The sequence below is a fragment of the Blautia sp. MCC270 genome, assembly GCF_018785605.1.
Lineage (GTDB): Bacteria > Bacillota > Clostridia > Lachnospirales > Lachnospiraceae > Blautia_A > Blautia_A fusiformis.
Window position 1 is genome coordinate 1 of record NZ_WQQD01000031.1, and the last position, 20,606, is coordinate 20,606.

The following is a 20,606-nucleotide window of genomic DNA, read 5'->3' on the forward strand; positions in this document are numbered from 1 at the left end:
CGGGGATAGCCTGTTTTAGCTTTGCCCTAAAGGGTAATCGAGCAGGAAGCCCCCACTTCAAAATCGTAAGATTTAAGTGGGGGGAGCATGTCACGGTATCCGAAAGGTGAGATTGTTATCTATCTGATCACAGAGTAACTCAGTGGATCGCCATACCGGCTACAAAGAAATACATTACAACAAAATGGCACACACTTCCCAGCATCACAAAGACATGAAATACTTCGTGGGAGCCGAAATTCTTATGCTTCGCATTGAAGATCGGAAGCTTCAACGCATAGATCACACCGCCGATGGTATAGATGATGCCGCCGGCAAGGAGCCATCCGAAGCCTGCACGGGGCAGATTGTGGAAGATCGGAACAAAAGCAAGTACACACAGCCAGCCCATTCCAATGTAGATCACAGAGGAAAGCCATTTTGGGCAGTTGATCCAGCAGCCCTTGAGGATCATTCCGATGATGGCAACGGTCCATACGAGGGCACAGAGGATATAGCCGGTGCGTCCGTGGAGAACAATCAGGCATACAGGAGTGTAGCTGCCGGCGATCATCACGAAGATCATCATGTGATCCATTTTTTTTAGACGGCGGTTCACCTTGGCTGTGGAGCTTACGGAATGATAAAGTGTGCTTGCCAGGTAAAGAAGGATCATGGTAAGGATAAAAACACTTACTGCAAAAACATGGAGAACATCTGCACTTCTGGCCGCCTTCACGATCAGCGGAGTGGCTCCGGCCACGGCAAGAAGCATGCCGATTCCGTGGGTTATGGCGCTTCCCGGATCTTTTAATTTAAATTTCATATAAAAACACCTCCTGCAAAAAAATCTGCTGTTTATATCATATGGACAACTTCAAGATCGGTTCATCAATGACGGATCATTGCGACAGTTTACGATGTAATAATGTAGAAATTGATAAAATAACATGTAGTATTCAAAACTACATATCAAGTATACGAATACTATACCACTATTATTCAAAAATGCAACCCCTATTTTCGAAAAAAATTTTATCAGGATTTAACAAAGCCTTGTTATGGAATAAACATTCGATCAGTATACTTGTATGCAAACCGTGAAGAGAGGGCATTCATGAACATGCAGTCAGGCAAAATCTGAATGCCCGCTTGATACGATACGGATAATTACAGATAAAGTCGGCCGAAAAAGAAAAATATATGGCGGCGAAGGAGGAAAAAATGGCAGATACAATATACATGAACAGGGAATTATCCTGGCTGAAGTTTAATGAAAGGGTACTTGAGGAGGCTGAGAATCCGGAAAATCCGCTGTGTGAACGTCTCACATTTGCTTCCATCTATCAGAGCAACCTGGATGAATTTTATATGGTACGTGTGGGATCTCTGGTGGATCAGATGCTTCTGGCAAAGGATATCCGTGAAAATAAAACCAATATGACGCCGGAGGAACAGCTGGACGCGATTCTTGCCAGAACAAAAAAACTGAACCGGAAAAGAGATGTGGTTTATGAAGAAATCATGGAAAATCTGGAACAATATGGCATACATATGCTGAATTTCCATAAGATCGAAAAAGAGGATCGCAATTATCTGGAACGCTATTTTGAAGCAGAGGTTGCTCCGGTTATTTCTCCGTCTATCGTCGGAAAAAGACAGCCGTTTCCATTTCTCCGGAATAAGGAGATCTATGCGGTAGTAGTTCTGGAAACAAAAAAAGGAAAAGAAAAGCTGGGTATCATTCCGTGCAGCAGTGCAGGTATCCAGCGTCTGATCCCGGTTCCGGGAAAAACCGGTACCTACATGCTGTCTGAAGAGCTGATCCTTCACTTTGTTTCAAAAATCTTCAAGGGCTATCACATCAAGGCAAAATCCCTGCTTCGTATCACCAGAAATGCGGATATTGACGCAGATGCTCTTTATGATGAAGATCTGGATTACCGTGAGTTTATGGTAGAGCTGATCAAGGCAAGAAAGAAACTGGCGCCGATCCGTCTGGAGCTGTCAAGAGAAATGGACGGAGATGTTGTTGAAACACTTTGCGAGTATCTGGAAGTGGACAAGAATTATGTGTTCCGGGGAGATATACCGCTGGATCTTTCTTTTGTATTCCAGATCCAGGACGGCCTGAGAAAAAGAACAGAGCTTTTTTATGAAAAAAGAATTCCTCAGAAATCGCCTCTGTTTAACAGTCACGAACCGATCCTTGACCAGATCGCGAAAAAGGACCGTTTTCTTTCCTATCCATATGAAAGCATCAAGCCGTTTCTTACAATGCTCCATGAGGCTGCCAATGATGAGGATGTAGTTTCCATTAAGATGACACTCTACCGTGTGGCAAAACAGAGTAAGGTTGTGGAGGCTCTGATCGAAGCAGCAGAAAACGGAAAGGAAGTTTTCGTTCTGGTGGAGCTGAAGGCGCGTTTTGATGAGGAAAACAATATTGGATGGTCCCGGCTCCTGGAGGATGCGGGCTGTCACGTGATCTACGGTCTGGATGGTTATAAGGTACATTCCAAGCTTTGCCAGATCATGAAGAAAAAAGATGGAAATGTGGAATGTTATACACAGATCGGAACGGGAAACTACAATGAAAAAACAGCTCGTCTGTATACAGATCTTTCTCTGATGACTGCGGACCCGAAGATCGGTATGGAGGCGGCCAGAGTGTTCCAGGCACTGGCAATGGGAGAAACCGTTGAAGATATGGAGTATCTTCTTGTGGCACCAAGATGTCTTCAGAACAAAGTGCTTGCCATGATCGATGAGGAGATCGAGCATGCGAAGGCCGGAGAACCGGCATATATTGGCTTGAAAATGAATTCTCTGACAGATAAACGTATTATGAGCAAGCTTGTAGAAGCATCCTGTGCAGGAGTACACATTGATATGGTGATCCGTGGTATCTGCTGTCTGATCCCGGGAGTGAAGGGACAGACAGAAAATATCCACATTATCAGTATTGTAGGACGTTTTCTGGAACATTCCCGCATTTATATTTTCGGAACACAGGAGAGAGCAAGGATCTATATTTCCTCTGCGGACTTTATGACAAGAAATACTCTTCGTCGTGTAGAAGTTGCGGCACCTATCGAGGATCCGGATATCCGTATGCAGATCCAGGAAATGTTTGTGACAATGCTCAGTGATAATCGAAAAGCAAGGAGCATGAACAATAAGGGAATTTATAAGATCGAACCATCCGATAATGCTCCGCTTAATTCTCAGGAAGTATTTCTGCAGCAGGCATACGACAATGCGGCTCCTGCGACAGATAAATAAGAGATTTTTATGCATATTTCTCCCAGTTTTTCGCATAATAACCATATGAAAAACAAATAGTTAACATAACATTGACGTACAATGAACAGAAAATACAGGAGGAATTCAGGAAGATGAAAGCAACGGGAATTGTTCGCAGGATCGATGATCTGGGCAGGGTTGTGATTCCAAAAGAGATACGAAAGACACTGCGGATCAAGGAAGGAACGCCACTGGAGATTTTTACAGACAGGGAAGGACAGATCATCCTGAAAAAATATTCACCCATTGGAGAGCTGAATACGTTTGCTGCGGAATATGCGGAAGCGCTGGTACAGACCACCGGACTGACTGCCTGTATTACAGATCGTGATCAGGTCGTGGCGGCATGCGGCAGCGGAAGCCGGGAACTGGAAGGAAAAGAGATCAGTTCTGATCTGGATGCAGTCATTGCCGGCAGGAAAGGCAGACTGGTCAGTCAGGACAGCAGGGAAAATATATCAGTCATTTCCGACGCTATGGATTTATTTTGCCAGAAAATGATACAGCCGATCCTGTGTGCGAGTGACGCCATTGGAGCAGTGATCCTTCTGACTAAAAGTGAAAAAACAGCACTGGGAGACACAGAACGTGCCCTTATCCGCACAGCAGCCGGTTTTCTTGGCAGACAGATGGAGCAGTAAAAGTGCATCAGATGTACAGAAAAATGTGTGCAGATCAAGATATAAACATCAGATGCAGATGCCAGGAGCAGCAGATCAGGGAGGATGCGGACACCGGGAAGGAAAGCAGTGGTATTCTTCCAGAGTCAGATTTGTGATAGTGAGCCAGGAAGCCAGAGGTTTTGTCACATAGCGGATGTGCCATGGCTCGTAAGGGATGCCGGTGATCTCCTCTTTGTTTTTTGGGTACCGGAGGATAAAACCATAGAGCGGAGCGTTCTTTTTCAGCCAGCGGCCTTCTCCTGTTGCGGAAAACCTTTCGGAGAGCTCCATATGGATGGAAGGGCAGGATACATCCAGAGCAAGTCCGCTCTGGTGCTCACTTGTTCCTGGCTCTGCAACGAAAGGACTTCCTGTAAAAAGCTCCTTCTGTCGCTGGTAGGAACGATATCCGGAAACTGCCCACAGGTTCAGACCGCATCTGTGACAGGCATGGAAAAGCTGGGAAGCGGCTTTTGCAGCCTGATACTCCAGAAGCCGCTTCGGATCTCCCGGTGCTGCTTCAAATGGAAGTCCGATATCGATAAGATGTTCCGGCACAAAGGCTTCCGGCAGAGGATGCTCCCTACTGATCAGCCGGGTATAAAATTCTCTGTGCAATAAAAACCCTCCTTTCCTTATCCATAAGCTTATGATAAGAAAGGAGGGTTTATGAATGCTTATTTCTGTTTATCAGAGCTCTTTTTCACTCATTTCTTCCAGGAGAGCCTTCTTCATGTCATAGAGTGACTGGGAGAGATCTACATAAACCTTCTGCGGATTAACGAAACGTCTGGATTCATCCCACAGTGTGTTCTGCTCCTGTTTGCAGTAGTCGCGGAGTTCCATGACAGATGGAGACTTGTAAACGCTCTTACCATCTTTAATTACCGGAACAAGGAGCTCACGGAGTTCGTAGGTTCCGCCAAGAACCTTGGTCTTTTTCCAGGTGTCAACCGGGTCGAAGATCACCATAGTTTCTTCCGGATCGAATTTCTCATCTGCAAGGCAGATCAGATCGGCCTTGATCTTGCCGGTCTTCTTGCTGTAGATACGGTATACAGTCTTGTTGCCCGGGTTGGTAACCTTTTCTGTGTTTTCGGAAAGCTTGATCTTCGGCTGGAAGGCATCGCTGTCAGCGTCCTTTACAGCGGCAAGTTTATATACGCCGCCGAATGCCGGATTGTTATCGGCTGTGATCAGCTTGGTTCCGACGCCCCAGGAATTGATCTTGGCATCCTGGGCCTTCAGGCTTTCGATAAGATATTCATCAAGATCGCTGGATGCGGAAATGGTAGCATCATCGAAACCGGCAGCAGCCAGCATCTTGTAAGCTTTTTTGGAAAGATATGCAAGATCACCGCTGTCGATACGGATTCCATAGTTCTTCAGCTGGATACCTTCCTCACGCATCTCCTCAAATACACGGATCGCATTGGGAACACCGGATTTCAGGACATCGTAGGTGTCAACCAGAAGAGTACAGGAATTCGGGTAAAGTCTCGCATAGGTCTTAAAGGCTGTGTACTCATCCGGGAAACTCATGATCCAGGAATGAGCATGTGTTCCGAGAACCGGAACGTTAAACATCTGGCCGGTCAGTACGTTGGAAGTACCGGCACATCCGCCGATCACTGCAGCTCTGGCACCGAAGATTCCGGCGTCCGGACCCTGGGCACGGCGAAGACCGAATTCCATGATGGGATCGCCCTTGGCTGCGTGGCATACACGTGCTGCCTTAGTGGCAATAAGACTCTGATGGTTCATAATGTTCAGGATGGCCGTCTCTACAAGCTGAGCTTCCATGATCGGTGCGATAACCTTGACCATCGGCTCTCTCGGGAAGATCACGGTTCCCTCCGGAATTGCGTAGATATCACCGGTGAATCTGAAGTTGCTCAAATACTCAAGGAAATCATCCTCAAAGATGCCAAGACTTCTCAGATAGGTAATGTCTTCTTCTGAGAAACGGAGATTTTCGATGTATTCGATCATCTGCTCCAGTCCTGCACAGATGGCAAAACCGCCATCGCACGGATTGTTGCGGTAGAACATGTCAAAGACAACGGTCTGGTTGGTAGGGTTTTTGAAATATCCCTGCATCATGGTAAGCTCATAGAGGTCCGTGAGCAGAGTAAGGTTATTTGCTCGCATAGCGTTCTCCTTTGGATGCCTCCGGATATTGTGACCGGAGGGAAATACACGGTTGTTTCCGCTCTTTTTATTATACGGCTTATTATAACACAAAGGAGTGGATTGTAAAATTTTTTTTACTGTGTAAACCCGCATATAATAAGGAGTTTTAACAGCAGTTTAAGAAATTTTGAAAAAAAATAAAAAAAATTAAAAAAAGGGGTTGCAATTTCAAAAAAGCTGTTATATAATAACATCCGTCGCAAGCGATAAGGCAAGCGAAAAACAAAACACATAGGGCTATCGCCAAACGGTAAGGCAACGGACTCTGACTCCGTCAGTTCAAGGTTCGAATCCTTGTAGCCCTGCTTCTTAAGTACCTCAGTTACGAGGTACTTTTTTTGTACTCAAAAATAAGAAGATATTCGCAATCCGCTGCGCCCCAAAAAAAACAAGTGCGTTTCTTCCTGCCAAGTGTTACAATAAAGTATAGACAGTATGACAGGAGGCATGAATGAGTTACAGTTTTGAGAGTCGAGTAAGATTCAGTGAGATCGGAGAAGATGGATGTCTGACGCTGCCGGGAGTTCTGGATTATTTTCAGGATTGCTGTACCTTTGAATCCGAGCAGACAGGAGTCGGCATGGAAGTATTAAAGGAACAGAAAAGAGCCTGGGTACTTTCTGCATGGCAGGTGATCGTGAAGCGATATCCGAAGCTTGGTGAAAATATAAAAGTAACAACAATTCCTTATGGATTCCGTGGATTTATCGGAATGCGTAATTTTATTCTTGAGACAATGGATGGTGAGAAGCTGGCATGGGCCAATTCCTACTGGTCCTTTATCAATACAGAAACCGGTCTTCCGGAAAAGCTAACACCGGCAGATACAGATCCCTATGATCTGGGCGAAAAAATAGAGATGGATTATGCACCAAGAAAGATCGCGCTTCCGAAGGAACGGGAAGTGCAGAATGCTTTTTCCGTACAGAAGCATCATCTGGACACCAATCATCATGTGAACAACTGTCAGTATATCCGGATGGCAGCGGATCATCTGCCTGAGGATTTTAAAGTTGGTCAGCTTCGTGCTGAATATAAACGTCAGGCAGTACTGGATAATGTTATCATTCCGGAAGTATATATGACAGAAAATAAAGAAGCTGTAGTTCTCAACGCGGAGGATAAAGAACCTTACGCAGTAGTTGAGTTTACAAAATAAATACAGGCGGTAGAGATTAGTACATCGTTTTTGAAACAACTATACCGTAAAAGGAGGGCGCGCTATGCTTGAAAAATTAAAAGAAGAAGTTTACAGAGCAAATATGGATCTGCCAAAATATGGTCTTGTTACCTTTACATGGGGAAATGTCAGCGGGATCGACAGGGAGCAGGGACTTTTTGTGATCAAGCCAAGTGGTGTGGATTATGACAAGCTGACACCGGAAGACATGGTAGTGGTAGATCTTGACGGAAATAAAGTAGAAGGAAGATACAATCCATCCTCTGATACACCGACACATGCAGTTCTTTACAGAGCGTTTCCGAATATCGGCGGCATCGTACATACCCACTCATCCTGGGCAACAAGCTGGGCGCAGGCAGGCAGATCGATCCCGTGTTATGGAACCACACATGCAGATTACATTTACGGAGAAGTACCATGTGTACGTAATCTGACCAAAAGAGAGATCGAAGAGGCATATGAGAAGAACACGGGAGTTCTTATTGCTGATTATTTCAAAAACAAAGATTATGAAGCAGTACCGGCTGTGCTGTGTAAGAACCACGGACCTTTTACCTGGGGTAAGGATGCTCATGAGGCAGTTCATAACGCAGTTGTTCTTGAGGAGGTTGCCAAGATGGCATCTCGCTGCGAGCTGATCAATCCGGATGTAAAACCGGCACCGCAGGAGCTTCAGGATAAGCATTACTACAGAAAACATGGTGCAAATGCATATTATGGTCAGGTAGGACAGGAAGACTGATCAGAAGAAAAAACAGTTTAACCCGATGGTGGATCGTCAATATCCGCCTGAGTGGAAATGCCGCGGAACAGTACCGCGGCATTTTTTGTCGAAAAATGCAGAAAATGTCAGATTTGCTGACCTTTAACACAGGTGCCGCCGAAATATATGCTAATGTCAAGAAAAATGCAGAACATTAACACATTTATTAAAATAGGTGGCAGGATGAAAATATACACTTATCAGGGAAAAAAGAACGTTTCCGGAGAAAAAATACGCCAGATGAGGAATATGAAACGGATGTCGCAATCTGCGCTGGCAGCAAAAATGCAGGTGGAAGGAGTGATGCTGGAGCGTGACAGTATCAGCCGGATCGAAGGAGGAGAACGTTTTGTAGCAGATTATGAACTGCGGGTGTTTGCAAAGGTGCTGGGAGTGGATGTGAAGTGGCTGCTGAATGAGCAGTAAATAAGGCAATATTGGATTACAGTTCGCTGGTAATATTCCGCGAAGCGTGTTACTGAAAACGGAGTGAAAAGTAACAATATTGGTCTGAATGGCAGGAATCTGTGTAAACTACTTGATATTTATGTCGGAAACTGCTACAGTATAAAGAAAAAAAGATGGCCGGGAAGTCCTGCGGAGGGCAAACGGTCACGGATAAGAAGATAGAGGCGCGGATTTTATCAGTATTTATGGATGCAAGGCCCTGGCAGGCTGTTCATAAAGAAAGGAAAATCTGCCGAAGTGCTCTGGAAGGCCAGATGACAGGGTGCTGGGATAACGCAGAATATGCGTTGTACTGTCACGGATGTGGAGCGCTATCGGTAGCACTTCGGGAGATCTGCATTTAATATGCTGAATGGAGATTTTCTGACAGGCTATTAGTTAAATAAGGATTATTTAACCGGAGGTGTTCTTAAGAAGAGACAGCCTCCGTTTTTTTGTCCCCGAAAAGGGAGGAGAAAAATGAGTAAAAAAGCAGGAACAGCATTGTCTGTTATGGCAATGGTATTCATGGGCGCACTGGCAAGTCCCCTGACTGTGCTGGCTGCGGATGCGGAGGAGACTTACCAGCCTGCTCTGTATGCAACGATCTGGGCACTGCTTCCACCTCTTGTTGCGATCGTCCTTGCACTGATCACAAAAGAAGTATACAGTTCTCTGTTTGTGGGAATTGTAGTAGGAGCACTGATCTATTCCGGATTTAAATTTGAAGGAACGGTAACACAGATTTTTGAGGGAGGAATCATCAAGGTTCTTGCTGACAGCTATAACGTAGGTATCCTGATCTTCCTGGTTATCCTGGGATCTGTGGTATGTATGATGAACAAGGCCGGCGGCTCCGCCGCATTCGGACGATGGGCCAGCAAAAAGATCCACACGCGTGTGGGCGCGGAACTTGCAGCGATCATCCTTGGAATCCTGATCTTCATTGACGATTATTTTAACTGCCTGACAGTAGGAAGCGTTATGCGTCCGGTAACTGACAGACATCACGTATCCAGAGCGAAATTTGCATACCTGATCGATGCAACAGCTGCTCCGGTATGTATCATCGCACCGATCTCATCCTGGGCTGCTGCAGTCAGCGGATTCGTAGAGGGACAGGATGGACTTGCGATTTTTGTAAGAACCATCCCGTATAACTTTTACGCGATCCTTACTATTGTAATGATGGTTGGCATGGTACTGATGAAAACCGAGTTTGGTGCCATGAGAACACATGAGATCAATGCTCTGAACGGAGATCTTTATACAACATCTGCAAGACCGTATGAGAATGCAACGGATGATGAGACACCGAATCCGAGAGGAAAGGTGATCGATCTTGTGATCCCGATCGTTGTGCTTGTTATCTGCTGTGTCATCAGTATGATCTACACAGGAGGATTTTTCAGCGGAACAGATTTTGTTACCGCATTTTCACAGAGTGATGCCTCTACAGGCCTTGCAATGGGAAGTGCTTTTGGTCTGGTGTTTGCCATTATTTTCTATATGATCCGCCGTGTGGTCAATTTCAGAGACTGTATGGGATGCATCCCGGAAGGATTCAAGGCTATGGTACCGGCGATCATGATCCTGACCTTTGCATGGACACTGAAGGCTATGACAGACTCACTTGGTGCAGCGGTATTCGTAGAAGAAGCCATGCGTTCTGTTGCCGGTGGTATTGAAGTTATCCTTCCGGCCATTATTTTCCTGGTTGGATGTGGACTTGCATTTGCTACAGGTACTTCCTGGGGAACCTTTGGTATCCTGATCCCGATCGTTGTTGCGGTATTTGAGAAATCCAGTCCTGAGATGATGATCATTTCCATGTCCGCCTGCATGGCAGGTGCAGTTTGCGGAGACCACTGCTCACCGATCTCCGATACAACGATCATGGCTTCCGCAGGAGCACAGTGTGATCATGTGACTCACGTTTCCACACAGCTTCCGTATGCGATCCTGGCTGCGGCAGTATCCTTTGTAACTTATATTGTTGCAGGCTTTGTAAAAACAGCATGGATCGCTCTTCCGGTGGGAATCGTGCTGATGCTGATCGTACTTTTTGTCATTAAAATGATGAACCCGATGCCGGTTGAGAAACCAACAGAATAACAGACTGACCCAATGTGGGGACAGATTCCCCCATGAATGTCAAATAAAAGGCAGTGACGGAAAGAAATTTCCGAAGCTGCCTTTTTTGTGCTTTCTATAATAATTCTCTTATGTTATAATGCAGGACAGACAGCAAATAGTAAATGATCATATATAGTTTTAAGGAACAGGAGTAAGAATGATAGAATTAGGTAAAAAACAGAAATTACTGGTTGTAAAAACCGTGGATTTCGGAATATATCTTGGAGAGGACCGAAACGCACCTCAGAATGAGCGGGTGCTTCTTCCGTCCAAACAGGTACCGGAAGGAACCAAAGCAGGTGATGAGATCGAAGTATTCATCTATAAGGATTCCCAGGACAGACTGATCGCAACTACCCGTGAGCCGATGCTTCAGGTGGGCCAGACCGCAGTCCTTAAGGTAAAACAGGTCACCAGGATCGGTGCTTTTCTTGACTGGGGACTGGAGAAGGATCTTCTTCTTCCGTATCATGAGCAGACCAACCGGGTCCGTGAAGGCGAGGAGTGTCTGGTAGCACTTTATGTAGATAAGAGTAGCAGACTCTGTGCAACCATGAAGGTGTATCATTATCTTTCCACCAGAACTCCTTATGTACCGGGAGATTCGGTAAAGGGGCGTGTCTATGAGATCAGTGGGAATTTTGGCGTTTTTGTTGCGGTAGATGATAAATATTCCGCTCTGATCCCGGCACGGGAGGCAACAGGCAAGTACAGACCGGGAGCTATTCTTGATCTTCGTGTCACAGAGGTGAAAGAGGATGGCAAGATGAACGTCAGTGACCGCCAGAAGGCTTACATCCAGATCAATGAGGATGCAGAGAGCGTATTCAGCGTGATCGAGGAATTTGCAGGGGTGCTGCCATTTGATGATCATGCCTCACCGGAAGTCATCAAGAGAGAGTTTGGCCTCAGTAAGAACGCATTCAAGCGTGCAGTCGGTCATCTGATGAAGGAAGGAAAAGTAGAGATCCGTGACAAGAGGATCTACATTAAAAAATAACAAGGTGTTGACCGGCTCCGGATCAGACACGCTCCGGCACGTTCAGAGAAAAGTGCAGAGCGGGGAGGATCCGGAGCCCTGTTTTTTACGATAAGGAGAATAAATTTGGAGTTTACACATTTACATGTCCATACAGAATACAGCCTTCTGGATGGCTCCAATAAGATCAAAGAATATGTAGCCAGAGTAAAAGAGCTGGGTATGGACAGTGCGGCGATCACCGATCATGGCGTTATGTATGGTGTGATCGATTTTTACAGAGCTGCAAGAGAAGCCGGGATCAATCCGATCCTCGGATGTGAGGTTTATGTGGCTCCGGGCTCCCGTTTTGACAGAGAAGTGGGAAGTGGGGATGACCGTTATTATCATCTGGTCCTGCTGGCTGAGAATAATCAGGGATACAGCAACCTGATGAAAATTGTATCCAAGGCATTTGTGGAAGGGTTTTATTATAAGCCACGTGTGGATCTGGAGCTTCTGGAAAAATATCACGAGGGTATCATTGCCTTAAGTGCCTGCCTGGCGGGAGAGGTTGCCAGATATCTTGCACGTGGAATGTATGAGGATGCCAAGATCGCGGCATTACGTTATCAGGATATTTTCGGAAAAGGAAATTTCTTTCTGGAGCTTCAGGATCATGGGATCCCGGAGCAGCAGACTGTAAACCAGCAGCTTCTCCGTATGCACAGAGAGACGGGGATCGATTTGGTTGCCACCAATGATGTGCATTACACTATGGCAGAGGATGCGGAACCACATGATGTTCTTCTTTGTCTGCAGACTCAGAAAAAGCTCAGCGATGAGAACAGAATGCGCTATGAGGGTGGCCAGTATTATGTGAAATCGCCGGAGGAGATGGCGAGGCTTTTTCCATATGCGCTGGAAGCGCTGGAAAATACGCACAGGATCGCGGAGAGATGTCATGTGGAGATTGAATTTGGTGTGACCAAGCTGCCGAAATATGATGTGCCGGACGGATTTACCTCCTGGGAATATCTGAACAAGCTTTGCCATGAGGGACTTGAGCAGCGTTATCATCCGGTAACAGAGGAGCTGAAAAAGCGCCTGGATTATGAGCTGTCTACGATCAAAAACATGGGATATGTAGATTACTTTCTCATTGTATGGGATTTTATCAAATATGCCAGGGACAACGATATCATGGTCGGTCCGGGACGAGGCTCTGCCGCAGGAAGCCTGGTTGCCTATACACTTGGGATCACCCAGCTGGACCCGATCCGGTATGATCTGCTCTTTGAACGTTTCCTGAATCCGGAGCGAGTATCCATGCCGGATATCGATGTGGATTTTTGCTTCGAACGGAGACAGGAGGTTATTGATTATGTAAGAAGAAAATATGGTGATGACTGCGTGGTTCAGATCGTTACCTTCGGTACACTGGCAGCCCGCGGTGTCATTCGTGATGTAGGCCGTGTTCTGGATATGCCTTATGCCCAGGTGGACACCATCGCCAAGATGATTCCACAGGAGCTGAATATCACCATTGACAAGGCACTGGGAATGAATCCGGAGTTTCGCAAGGCTTACGAGGAACAGGACGATATCCATCGTCTGATCGATCTGGCAAAACGTCTGGAGGGGCTTCCGAGGCATACCTCCATGCATGCGGCAGGTGTTGTGATCAGCCAGAAGGATGTATCGGAATACGTACCCCTTTCCAGAGCACAGGATGGTTCCATTGTCACGCAGTTTACCATGACAACACTGGAAGAGCTGGGACTTCTGAAAATGGATTTCCTGGGTCTCCGTACCCTGACGGTTATCCAGAATGCTGTGAAAATGGTGGAAAAAAGTACCGGTATGCTTCTGGATATGCAAAAGATCGACTACAACGACAAAAAGGTACTGGATTCTCTCGGAACAGGACGTACTGACGGTGTGTTCCAGCTGGAGAGTGCCGGAATGAAAAGCTTCATGAAGGAGCTGAAGCCTCAGAGCCTTGAGGACGTGATCGCGGGAATTTCGCTTTACCGTCCGGGTCCCATGGATTTCATTCCGCAGTACATCCGCGGAAAAAACCGTCCGGATACCATCCGTTATGACTGTCCGCAGATGGAGCCGATCCTGAAGCCGACCTATGGCTGTATCGTATACCAGGAGCAGGTTATGCAGATCGTCCGTGAGCTTGCAGGCTACACCCTTGGACGAAGTGACCTGGTGCGCCGTGCCATGTCCAAGAAAAAAGCTTCTGTTATGGCAAAAGAACGCCAGAATTTCGTTTACGGAAACGTGGAAGAGGGAGTACCGGGATGTATCGCCAACGGTATTTCCGAGGAGATCGCAAACAAGATCTACGATGAGATGACAGATTTTGCAAAGTATGCCTTCAATAAGTCTCACGCTGCCGCTTATGCAGTGGTTTCCTACCAGACGGCATATCTCAAATATTACTATCCGGTAGAATTTATGGCTGCACTGATGACATCCGTTGTGGAAATGCCGAACAAGGTTGCCGAGTATATTTCTGTATGCCGCCAGATGGGGATCCGGATCCTTCCGCCGGATATCAATCATGGTGTTTATGGCTTTTCTGTTGACAATGGTTCCATTCGTTATGCACTTTCTGCCATCAAGAGTATCGGCCGTCCGGTAATCGAGGGGATTGTGCGGGAGCGTGAGGAGCACGGAGAATATACCTCCCTGAAAACATTTATTGAGCGAAATATCGACCAGATCAACAAGAGAGTTGTGGAAAATCTGATCAAGGCCGGAGCGCTGGATTGCCTGGAGGGAAACCGGAATCAGAAAATGACGGTTTATACGCAGATCATAGACAGTATCAACCAGGATAAGAAGCATACCATGGCGGGACAGCTGAGTCTTTTTGATATTGCGCCTGAAGAAGATAAAAAGGAATTTGAGATCCGTATGCCGCAGGCAGCAGAATATCCGAAGGAGACGATACTGACCTTTGAGAAGGAAGTTCTCGGCATCTATCTCAGCGGTCATCCGCTGGAGCGTTACCGGAATATGATGGAAAAAATGATCTCTGCAAAAACTTCTGATTTTCAGCCGGATGATGAAACAGGGATACCGGAGGTTTACGATAACCAGAAAGTGATCGTGGGTGGAATGATCACGGATAAAACCATAAAATATACAAAGAATAATAAGGTAATGGCGTTCCTTACAGTGGAAGATCTGGTAGGCACCGTGGAGGTTGTGGTATTTCCACGTGATTACGAAAAATGCCAGATGTTCCTGAATGAAGATGCCCGGCTCTTTATTCAGGGAAGAGTATCCGCAGAAGACGACAAAGCCAGCAAGCTGATCCTGGAAAAGGTCCGTCTTTTTGATGATATGCCAAGAGAACTGTGGCTCCAGTTTGAAAGCCGGGAAGAGTACGCAAAAGCCGAGACCGGTCTGGTAGACGATCTGATGGAATCCAGAGGAAACAGCACGGTGGTTATTTATCTCAAAGATGTCAAGGCAATGAAGAAACTTCCCCCTGCTTATCAGGTCCATATCGAGGATTCCTGGCTGGAGCGCATGTGTAAAAAATATGGAAGTTCCAATGTTAAAATTGTGGAGAGAGTATTGAAAAACTTATAAAAATGCTATAAACTATACCCGAATATGTGTATTACAATAGGTTGTTTCATAAGATGGAGGATAACAATATGGCAGAGAACAAAATCAAAACGATCGGCGTTTTGACCAGTGGCGGTGACGCACCTGGAATGAATGCTGCAATCCGTGCTGTTGTCAGAAGAGGATTAAGCAGCGGACTGAACGTAAAGGGAATCTATAAAGGATACAGCGGTCTCTTAAATGAAGAGATCAGAGATATGACAGCAAAGGACGTTTCCGATACGATTGAGCGAGGCGGAACAATTCTTTATACTGCCAGATGTGCAGAGATGAGAACAGAGGAAGGACAGCAGCAGGCTGCAGAGATCTGCAGAAAGCATGGAATCGACGGTCTTGTTGTTATCGGTGGAGACGGATCCTTCGCAGGTGCTCAGAAGCTTGCGAACCTTGGAATCAATACCATTGGCCTGCCGGGAACTATTGACCTTGATATCGCATGTACCGAGTACACCATCGGTTTCGATACTGCTGTAAATACAGCTATGGAAGCTATTGACAAGGTACGTGATACATCCACATCCCATGAGAGATGCAGTATCATCGAGGTTATGGGACGTAACGCCGGATACCTTGCAGTATGGTGCGGTATCGCAAACGGTGCTGAGGATATCCTGATCCCGGAGAAATATGATTACGATGAGCAGAAGCTTATTGACAATATCGTAGAGAGCCGTAAGAAAGGCAAGAAACACCATATCATCGTAAATGCTGAGGGTATCGGCCATTCAGAGGCTATGGCGAAGCGTATCGAGGCTGCAACAGGTATCGAGACACGTGCAACGATCCTTGGTCACATGCAGCGTGGTGGAAGCCCTACATGTAAGGACCGTGTATATGCGTCCATGATGGGTGCTCTTGCAGTAGATCTTCTTGTTGCCGGAAAACGCAGCCGTGTGGTTGGATACCGTCATGGTGAGTTTGTTGATTTCGACATCAATGAGGCTCTTGCAATGCAGAAGAATGTAGATTCCTACATGTGGGAGGTCTGCAATTCTCTTTCTCATAATTACAGAAAATAAAGATATTTATGAACTTAAAAAAAGTTTCAGACGGATTGCATAAACTGAATACGTCACAAATAATTGCCCTCGGCTTTGCGGGGGTGATTTTTGTAGGTGGACTTATTTTGTGGATGCCGTTCTGCAGTGCACCCGGGCAGGCTGTTACCTTCCCGGATGCTGTTTTTACAGCGGCGACCAGCGTATGTGTGACAGGACTTTCCACAGTTGTTATGGCAGTCCAGTGGAGCCCCATTGGAAAAGCGGTTATCCTGTGCCTGATACAGATCGGCGGGATCGGACTGGTCGCACTGGCGAATATGATATTCATCAGCCTCCGGCGGAAAATTTCCCTGAAAAACCGACGGATCATCAAGGAATCCTATAACCTGGATGAAATGGGTGGAGTCGTGGCTGTAGTCCGCAGTGTGGTGAAATGCGTGTTTCTTGCAGAAGGAATCGGTGCGGTCCTGTATGCGTTTTGCTTTGTACCGGAATTTGGAATAAAAAAAGGTCTGGTGCATGCCATATTTCTGGCGGTATCTGCATTCTGCAACGCTGGGATCGATCTTTTCGGGGAAACAAGCCTTTCGGTATATGTGAGCAATCCGCTGGTCAATATCACTACGATTGGCCTGATCATTGTGTCAGGTCTTGGATTTATCGTCTGGTGGGATCTGTGGGATAAATTCCGCAAGGTTCTGAGAAAAGAGCTCTCCCCATCCAGAGTTTTTCGTGTACTGCGGCTTCAGAGCAAGCTGGTCCTTACGATGACCGGGATCCTGGTATTTTCAGGAGCATTTCTGGTATTTATCTTTGAATCCGGAAACCCTTCCACGCTGAAGGGGGCACCACTGGGAACAAAGCTCATGGCATCCTTTTTCCAGTCAGTGACAACACGTACGGCGGGATTTTATACCATGGATCAGTCACTTTTGTCCACACCTACCGTGATCATTTCCCTGCTGTGGATGTTTATCGGAGGATCACCCATGGGCACTGCCGGTGGTGTGAAGACTACTACCATTGCGGTTCTGATCCTTTCCATTGCAGCATATCTTCAGGGAAAAAAGGATGTAGAGGTATACGGCCGCAGGATTCGTGAGAGCTATCTCCGTTCTGCCATGGTTGTTGCAGGAACCAGTGTGCTGATCCTTTTTACCATGACGGTGCTTTTGTCCGCAGTAATGCCGGGAGTGGATCTGGCAGATGTCTTATATGAGATCACTTCTGCGGGGGCTACAGTAGGACTTTCCAGAGGACTGACACCTCAGCTGAATGTGGCAGGCAAGTGGATCGTGATCCTTACCATGTATCTGGGACGTATCGGACCGCTGACACTTGGAACAGCAGTTGTGATGCGTGTACGCAACAGGCCGGGAAGCACAACGCATCTCGGTGAAGAAGATATCATGATTGGTTAAACAGGAGAATAGAATGAAAAATAAATCTTTTGCCGTGATCGGGCTTGGACAGTTTGGAATGACTCTGGCGGTGACGCTGGCAGAGTCAGACTGCGATGTCCTTGCCATTGATGACAAAGAAGAAAATATCGAAGAGATTTCCGAAAAAGTAACCTATGCGGTAAAAGCAGATGTCCGTGAACCGGGAATCCTGAAGGCTCTGGGAGTTCAGAATGTGGATGTAGCCATTATCGCGGTTGCCGAAAATCTGGAAGCCAGTATTTCCGCGACCATGCAGGCCAAGGATCTGGGAGTGCCCTTTGTAGTTGCAAAAAGTATGAATTCTCTTCATGGACGTATACTTGACAAAATTGGTGCAGATAAGATCATTTATCCGGAACAGTCCATGGGACTGCGAGTTGCCAGAAATCTTATGTCCGGCGGGTATTTGGATGTGTTTGAGCTTTCAGCGGAGTTCAGTATGGCGGAGTTTTCCATGCCGGTATCCTGGAGTGGAAAAAATCTGGTAGATCTGAATGTACGGGAGCGTTTTCACATTAATATCATTGGCATCAAGCAGGGTGAAAATGTCACGGTAGATCTGGATCCTTCCGAACCGCTTCCGGACAACTGTTCCATAATCGCCATCGGAAAAAACAAGGATCTGAATGCAAGTCGTGAGGAATTACGTTAACCGAATACGGATTGCCGGAAGGAGAGAAATAAAAGTATGATAACCAGTGTATCAAATGCAAAAATAAAAAATGTCATGCAGCTGAACCAGAAGGCAAAAGCCAGAAGAGAGCAGGGACTTTTTGTGGCAGAGGGCCGGAAAATGTTTCTGGAAGCACCGGAAAGCTGGGTTTCCCAGGTGTTTGTCTCCGAGACCGTTTCCCGGGATGGAGAGCTGATGTCTCAGGCAGAAAAATATCCCTGTGAGATCGTGAAGGATTCCGTATTTCGTCAGATGTGTGATACCAAGACTCCCCAGGGGATCCTGACAGTTCTGAAGCTGCCTTCCTGGAGCGAGGAAGAGGTACTGGCGGGAAAAAATCCTCTGGTCATGGTTCTGGAGGATCTTCAGGATCCGGGAAATGCGGGAACCATTCTCAGGACCGGTGAGGGCGCCGGCGTAAGCGGAGTTTTCCTCACAAAAACCTGCGTGGATATCACAAATCCCAAGGTGATCCGTTCTACTATGGGCTCCATTTACAGAATGCCTTTTCTATATGTGGAAGATGTGGTATCATTAGAAAAGAAGCTGAAAGAAAAGGGAATCCGCAGTTTTGCAGCTCATCTGAAGGGTGAGAATTCCTATGATCAGGAATCCTATAAGGGCGGCACCGCTTTTTTCATCGGAAACGAGGGAAAGGGCCTGACCGATCAGGCAGCGGAGGCAGCAGACTGTCTGATCCGCATTCCCATGTGCGGAAAAGTAGAATCACTGAATGCTGCCATGGCATCAGGAATCCTGATGTACGAAGCTGCAAGACAGAGAAGAGAATAAGAGAGGAGGGGTTTTATGACACCTTTGGCCTGGCTTGGAATACTGGCAATTTTACTGGTAATTGAAGCAATCACGGTAGGACTTACCACTGTCTGGTTTGCAGGCGGTGCTCTTGTGGCGTGCATTGCCTCGTGGCTTGGTGGGGGAATTGTTGTACAGCTCCTTTTATTTTTCGGAGTTTCCGTGGTGCTTCTGATCTTTACCAGACCTCTGGCGGTCCGCTACATGAACAAGGGCGTGGAAAAGACCAATGCAGAGAGCCTTCTGGGAAAAAGAGCCGTAGTGATACAGCCGGTCAACAACCTGGCCCAGACCGGGCAGGTGAGGATCAATGACATCGAGTGGACTGCACGGACCGCAGATGACGGGGAAGAAATTCCAACAGGTGCAGTGGTTGAGATCGAAGAGATCCGCGGAGTGAAGCTGATCGTAAAAGAAATTAGCAAGGAGGGCTAAATTATGGGTGGAGTTGTTGTTTTGCTTGTAGTCATCGTTCTTGTGCTGTGGGTACTTGCATCCTGTATCCGCATTGTACCGCAGGCCTATGCAGTGGTACTGGAACGTCTTGGCGCTTACAAGGCTACCTGGAGTACAGGAATCCATTTCAAGGTTCCGTTCATTGAGCGTGTTGCAAGAAGAGTAAACCTGAAAGAACAGGTTGTGGATTTTCCACCGCAGCCGGTAATTACCAAAGATAATGTAACCATGCAGATCGATACGGTTGTATTTTTCCAGATCACAGATCCGAAGCTTTACGCATATGGCGTTGAGAATCCGATCATGGCGATCGAGAATCTTTCTGCTACAACACTTCGTAACATCATCGGTGATATGGAGCTGGATGAGACACTGACATCCCGAGAGGTTATCAATACCAAGATGCGTGCTTCCCTTGATGTGGCTACAGATCCATGGGGAATCAAGGTTAACCGTGTGGAGCTTAAGAACATCATTCCTCCGGCAGCCATCCAGGATGCCATGGAGAAACAGATGAAGGCTGAGCGTGAGAGACGAGAAGCCATTCTGAAAGCAGAAGGAGAGAAACGTTCCACCATCCTTGTTGCTGAGGGTAAAAAACAGTCCGCTATCCTGGATGCTGAGGCTGAGAAGCAGGCGGCGATCCTTCATGCGGAGGCTCAGAAGGAGCGTATGATCAAAGAGGCTGAAGGACAGGCACAGGCAGTCCTTAAAGTACAGCAGGCAACTGCAGAAGGACTTCGTATGATCAAGGAAGCAGGAGCAGATGAATCTGTTCTTACTCTGAAGAGCCTGGAGGCTCTTACAAAGGTTGCTGACGGTAAGGCAACGAAGATCATCATTCCGTCCGAGATACAGGGCATCGCAGGGCTGGCAACATCCCTGAAGGAAATCATGACAGATAAACCGGCAGAGCAGAAATAAATCTGCAGCCATGAGG

The 20,606-nt window shown here is 46.7% G+C and carries 17 protein-coding genes, 1 tRNA gene and 1 riboswitch; of the genes, 15 read left to right on the forward strand and 3 right to left on the reverse strand.

Translation table 11 applies throughout. The features are described from left to right. Positions 1 to 139: 139 nt before the first annotated feature. Complete coding sequence (trhA, locus tag GPK58_RS09725) at positions 140 to 805, reverse strand: PAQR family membrane homeostasis protein TrhA (protein ID WP_110103161.1); 666 nt, start codon at positions 803 to 805, stop codon at positions 140 to 142. A 350-nt stretch (positions 806 to 1,155) separates the two neighbouring features. Here trhA and ppk1 point away from each other — a divergent pair, with 350 nt between their 5' ends. Further along, entirely contained in the window at positions 1,156 to 3,264 is a 2,109-nt protein-coding gene (gene ppk1 / locus GPK58_RS09730) for a polyphosphate kinase 1 (RefSeq protein ID WP_330627240.1), read from the forward strand. 113 nt (positions 3,265 to 3,377) lie between these two features. Next, complete coding sequence (locus tag GPK58_RS09735) at positions 3,378 to 3,926, forward strand: stage V sporulation T C-terminal domain-containing protein (RefSeq protein WP_215638579.1); 549 nt, start codon at positions 3,378 to 3,380, stop codon at positions 3,924 to 3,926. A gap of 75 nt (positions 3,927 to 4,001) precedes the next feature. On the opposite strand, the gene GPK58_RS09740 is transcribed toward GPK58_RS09735, so the two are convergent. Further along, positions 4,002 to 4,565 carry a M15 family metallopeptidase gene (locus GPK58_RS09740; protein WP_059086458.1) on the reverse strand — a complete coding sequence of 188 codons (564 nt, stop codon included), beginning with the start codon at positions 4,563 to 4,565 and terminating at the stop codon, positions 4,002 to 4,004. Between the two features lie 72 nt (positions 4,566 to 4,637). Continuing rightward, positions 4,638 to 6,098 carry a nicotinate phosphoribosyltransferase gene (locus GPK58_RS09745; RefSeq protein WP_015526739.1) on the reverse strand — a complete coding sequence of 487 codons (1,461 nt, stop codon included), beginning with the start codon at positions 6,096 to 6,098 and terminating at the stop codon, positions 4,638 to 4,640. Positions 6,099 to 6,373: 275 nt separating this feature from the next. On the opposite strand from GPK58_RS09745, the gene GPK58_RS09750 reads away from it, so the two are divergent. From GPK58_RS09750 to GPK58_RS09810, 13 genes are all read left to right on the forward strand, one after another. Then, positions 6,374 to 6,445: transfer RNA gene (locus GPK58_RS09750), tRNA-Gln, on the forward strand. A 146-nt stretch (positions 6,446 to 6,591) separates the two neighbouring features. Continuing rightward, positions 6,592 to 7,299 (forward strand): acyl-[acyl-carrier-protein] thioesterase, encoded by a 708-nt coding sequence (locus GPK58_RS09755; protein WP_021652581.1) that lies wholly within the window; start codon positions 6,592 to 6,594, stop codon positions 7,297 to 7,299. 64 nt (positions 7,300 to 7,363) lie between these two features. Beyond that, entirely contained in the window at positions 7,364 to 8,065 is a 702-nt protein-coding gene (gene araD, locus GPK58_RS09760; protein ID WP_015526737.1) for an L-ribulose-5-phosphate 4-epimerase, read from the forward strand. 204 nt (positions 8,066 to 8,269) lie between these two features. Beyond that, on the forward strand, positions 8,270 to 8,512 hold the full coding sequence (locus GPK58_RS09765; RefSeq protein WP_015526736.1) for a helix-turn-helix domain-containing protein: 243 nt from the start codon (positions 8,270 to 8,272) through the stop codon (positions 8,510 to 8,512). A gap of 193 nt (positions 8,513 to 8,705) precedes the next feature. Then, a riboswitch (Lysine riboswitch) is annotated at positions 8,706 to 8,876 on the forward strand. A 185-nt stretch (positions 8,877 to 9,061) separates the two neighbouring features. Then, the gene (locus GPK58_RS09770; protein ID WP_227945657.1) at positions 9,062 to 10,648 is read left to right on the forward strand and encodes a Na+/H+ antiporter NhaC family protein; all 1,587 of its coding nucleotides are present in this window, start codon (positions 9,062 to 9,064) and stop codon (positions 10,646 to 10,648) included. 178 nt (positions 10,649 to 10,826) lie between these two features. Further along, positions 10,827 to 11,669, forward strand: coding sequence for a CvfB family protein (locus tag GPK58_RS09775; protein WP_021652585.1), 843 nt, complete (start codon positions 10,827 to 10,829; stop codon positions 11,667 to 11,669). 105 nt (positions 11,670 to 11,774) lie between these two features. Then, positions 11,775 to 15,242, forward strand: a complete 3,468-nt coding sequence (locus GPK58_RS09780) for a DNA polymerase III subunit alpha (protein WP_022426228.1) — start codon at positions 11,775 to 11,777, stop codon at positions 15,240 to 15,242. A gap of 68 nt (positions 15,243 to 15,310) precedes the next feature. Beyond that, positions 15,311 to 16,300, forward strand: coding sequence for a 6-phosphofructokinase (gene pfkA, locus GPK58_RS09785; protein WP_059086454.1), 990 nt, complete (start codon positions 15,311 to 15,313; stop codon positions 16,298 to 16,300). 8 nt (positions 16,301 to 16,308) lie between these two features. Further along, positions 16,309 to 17,703, forward strand: a complete 1,395-nt coding sequence (locus GPK58_RS09790) for a TrkH family potassium uptake protein (protein ID WP_215638580.1) — start codon at positions 16,309 to 16,311, stop codon at positions 17,701 to 17,703. Between the two features lie 13 nt (positions 17,704 to 17,716). Next, positions 17,717 to 18,376: a potassium channel family protein gene (locus tag GPK58_RS09795; RefSeq protein WP_015526730.1), complete on the forward strand. Its 660-nt coding sequence runs from the start codon at positions 17,717 to 17,719 to the stop codon at positions 18,374 to 18,376. A 36-nt stretch (positions 18,377 to 18,412) separates the two neighbouring features. Continuing rightward, entirely contained in the window at positions 18,413 to 19,189 is a 777-nt protein-coding gene (locus tag GPK58_RS09800; RefSeq protein WP_015526729.1) for a TrmH family RNA methyltransferase, read from the forward strand. A 15-nt stretch (positions 19,190 to 19,204) separates the two neighbouring features. Beyond that, complete coding sequence (locus GPK58_RS09805) at positions 19,205 to 19,645, forward strand: NfeD family protein (RefSeq protein WP_021652591.1); 441 nt, start codon at positions 19,205 to 19,207, stop codon at positions 19,643 to 19,645. A 3-nt stretch (positions 19,646 to 19,648) separates the two neighbouring features. After that, entirely contained in the window at positions 19,649 to 20,590 is a 942-nt protein-coding gene (locus GPK58_RS09810) for an SPFH domain-containing protein (RefSeq protein ID WP_015526727.1), read from the forward strand. Positions 20,591 to 20,606 lie beyond the last annotated feature (16 nt).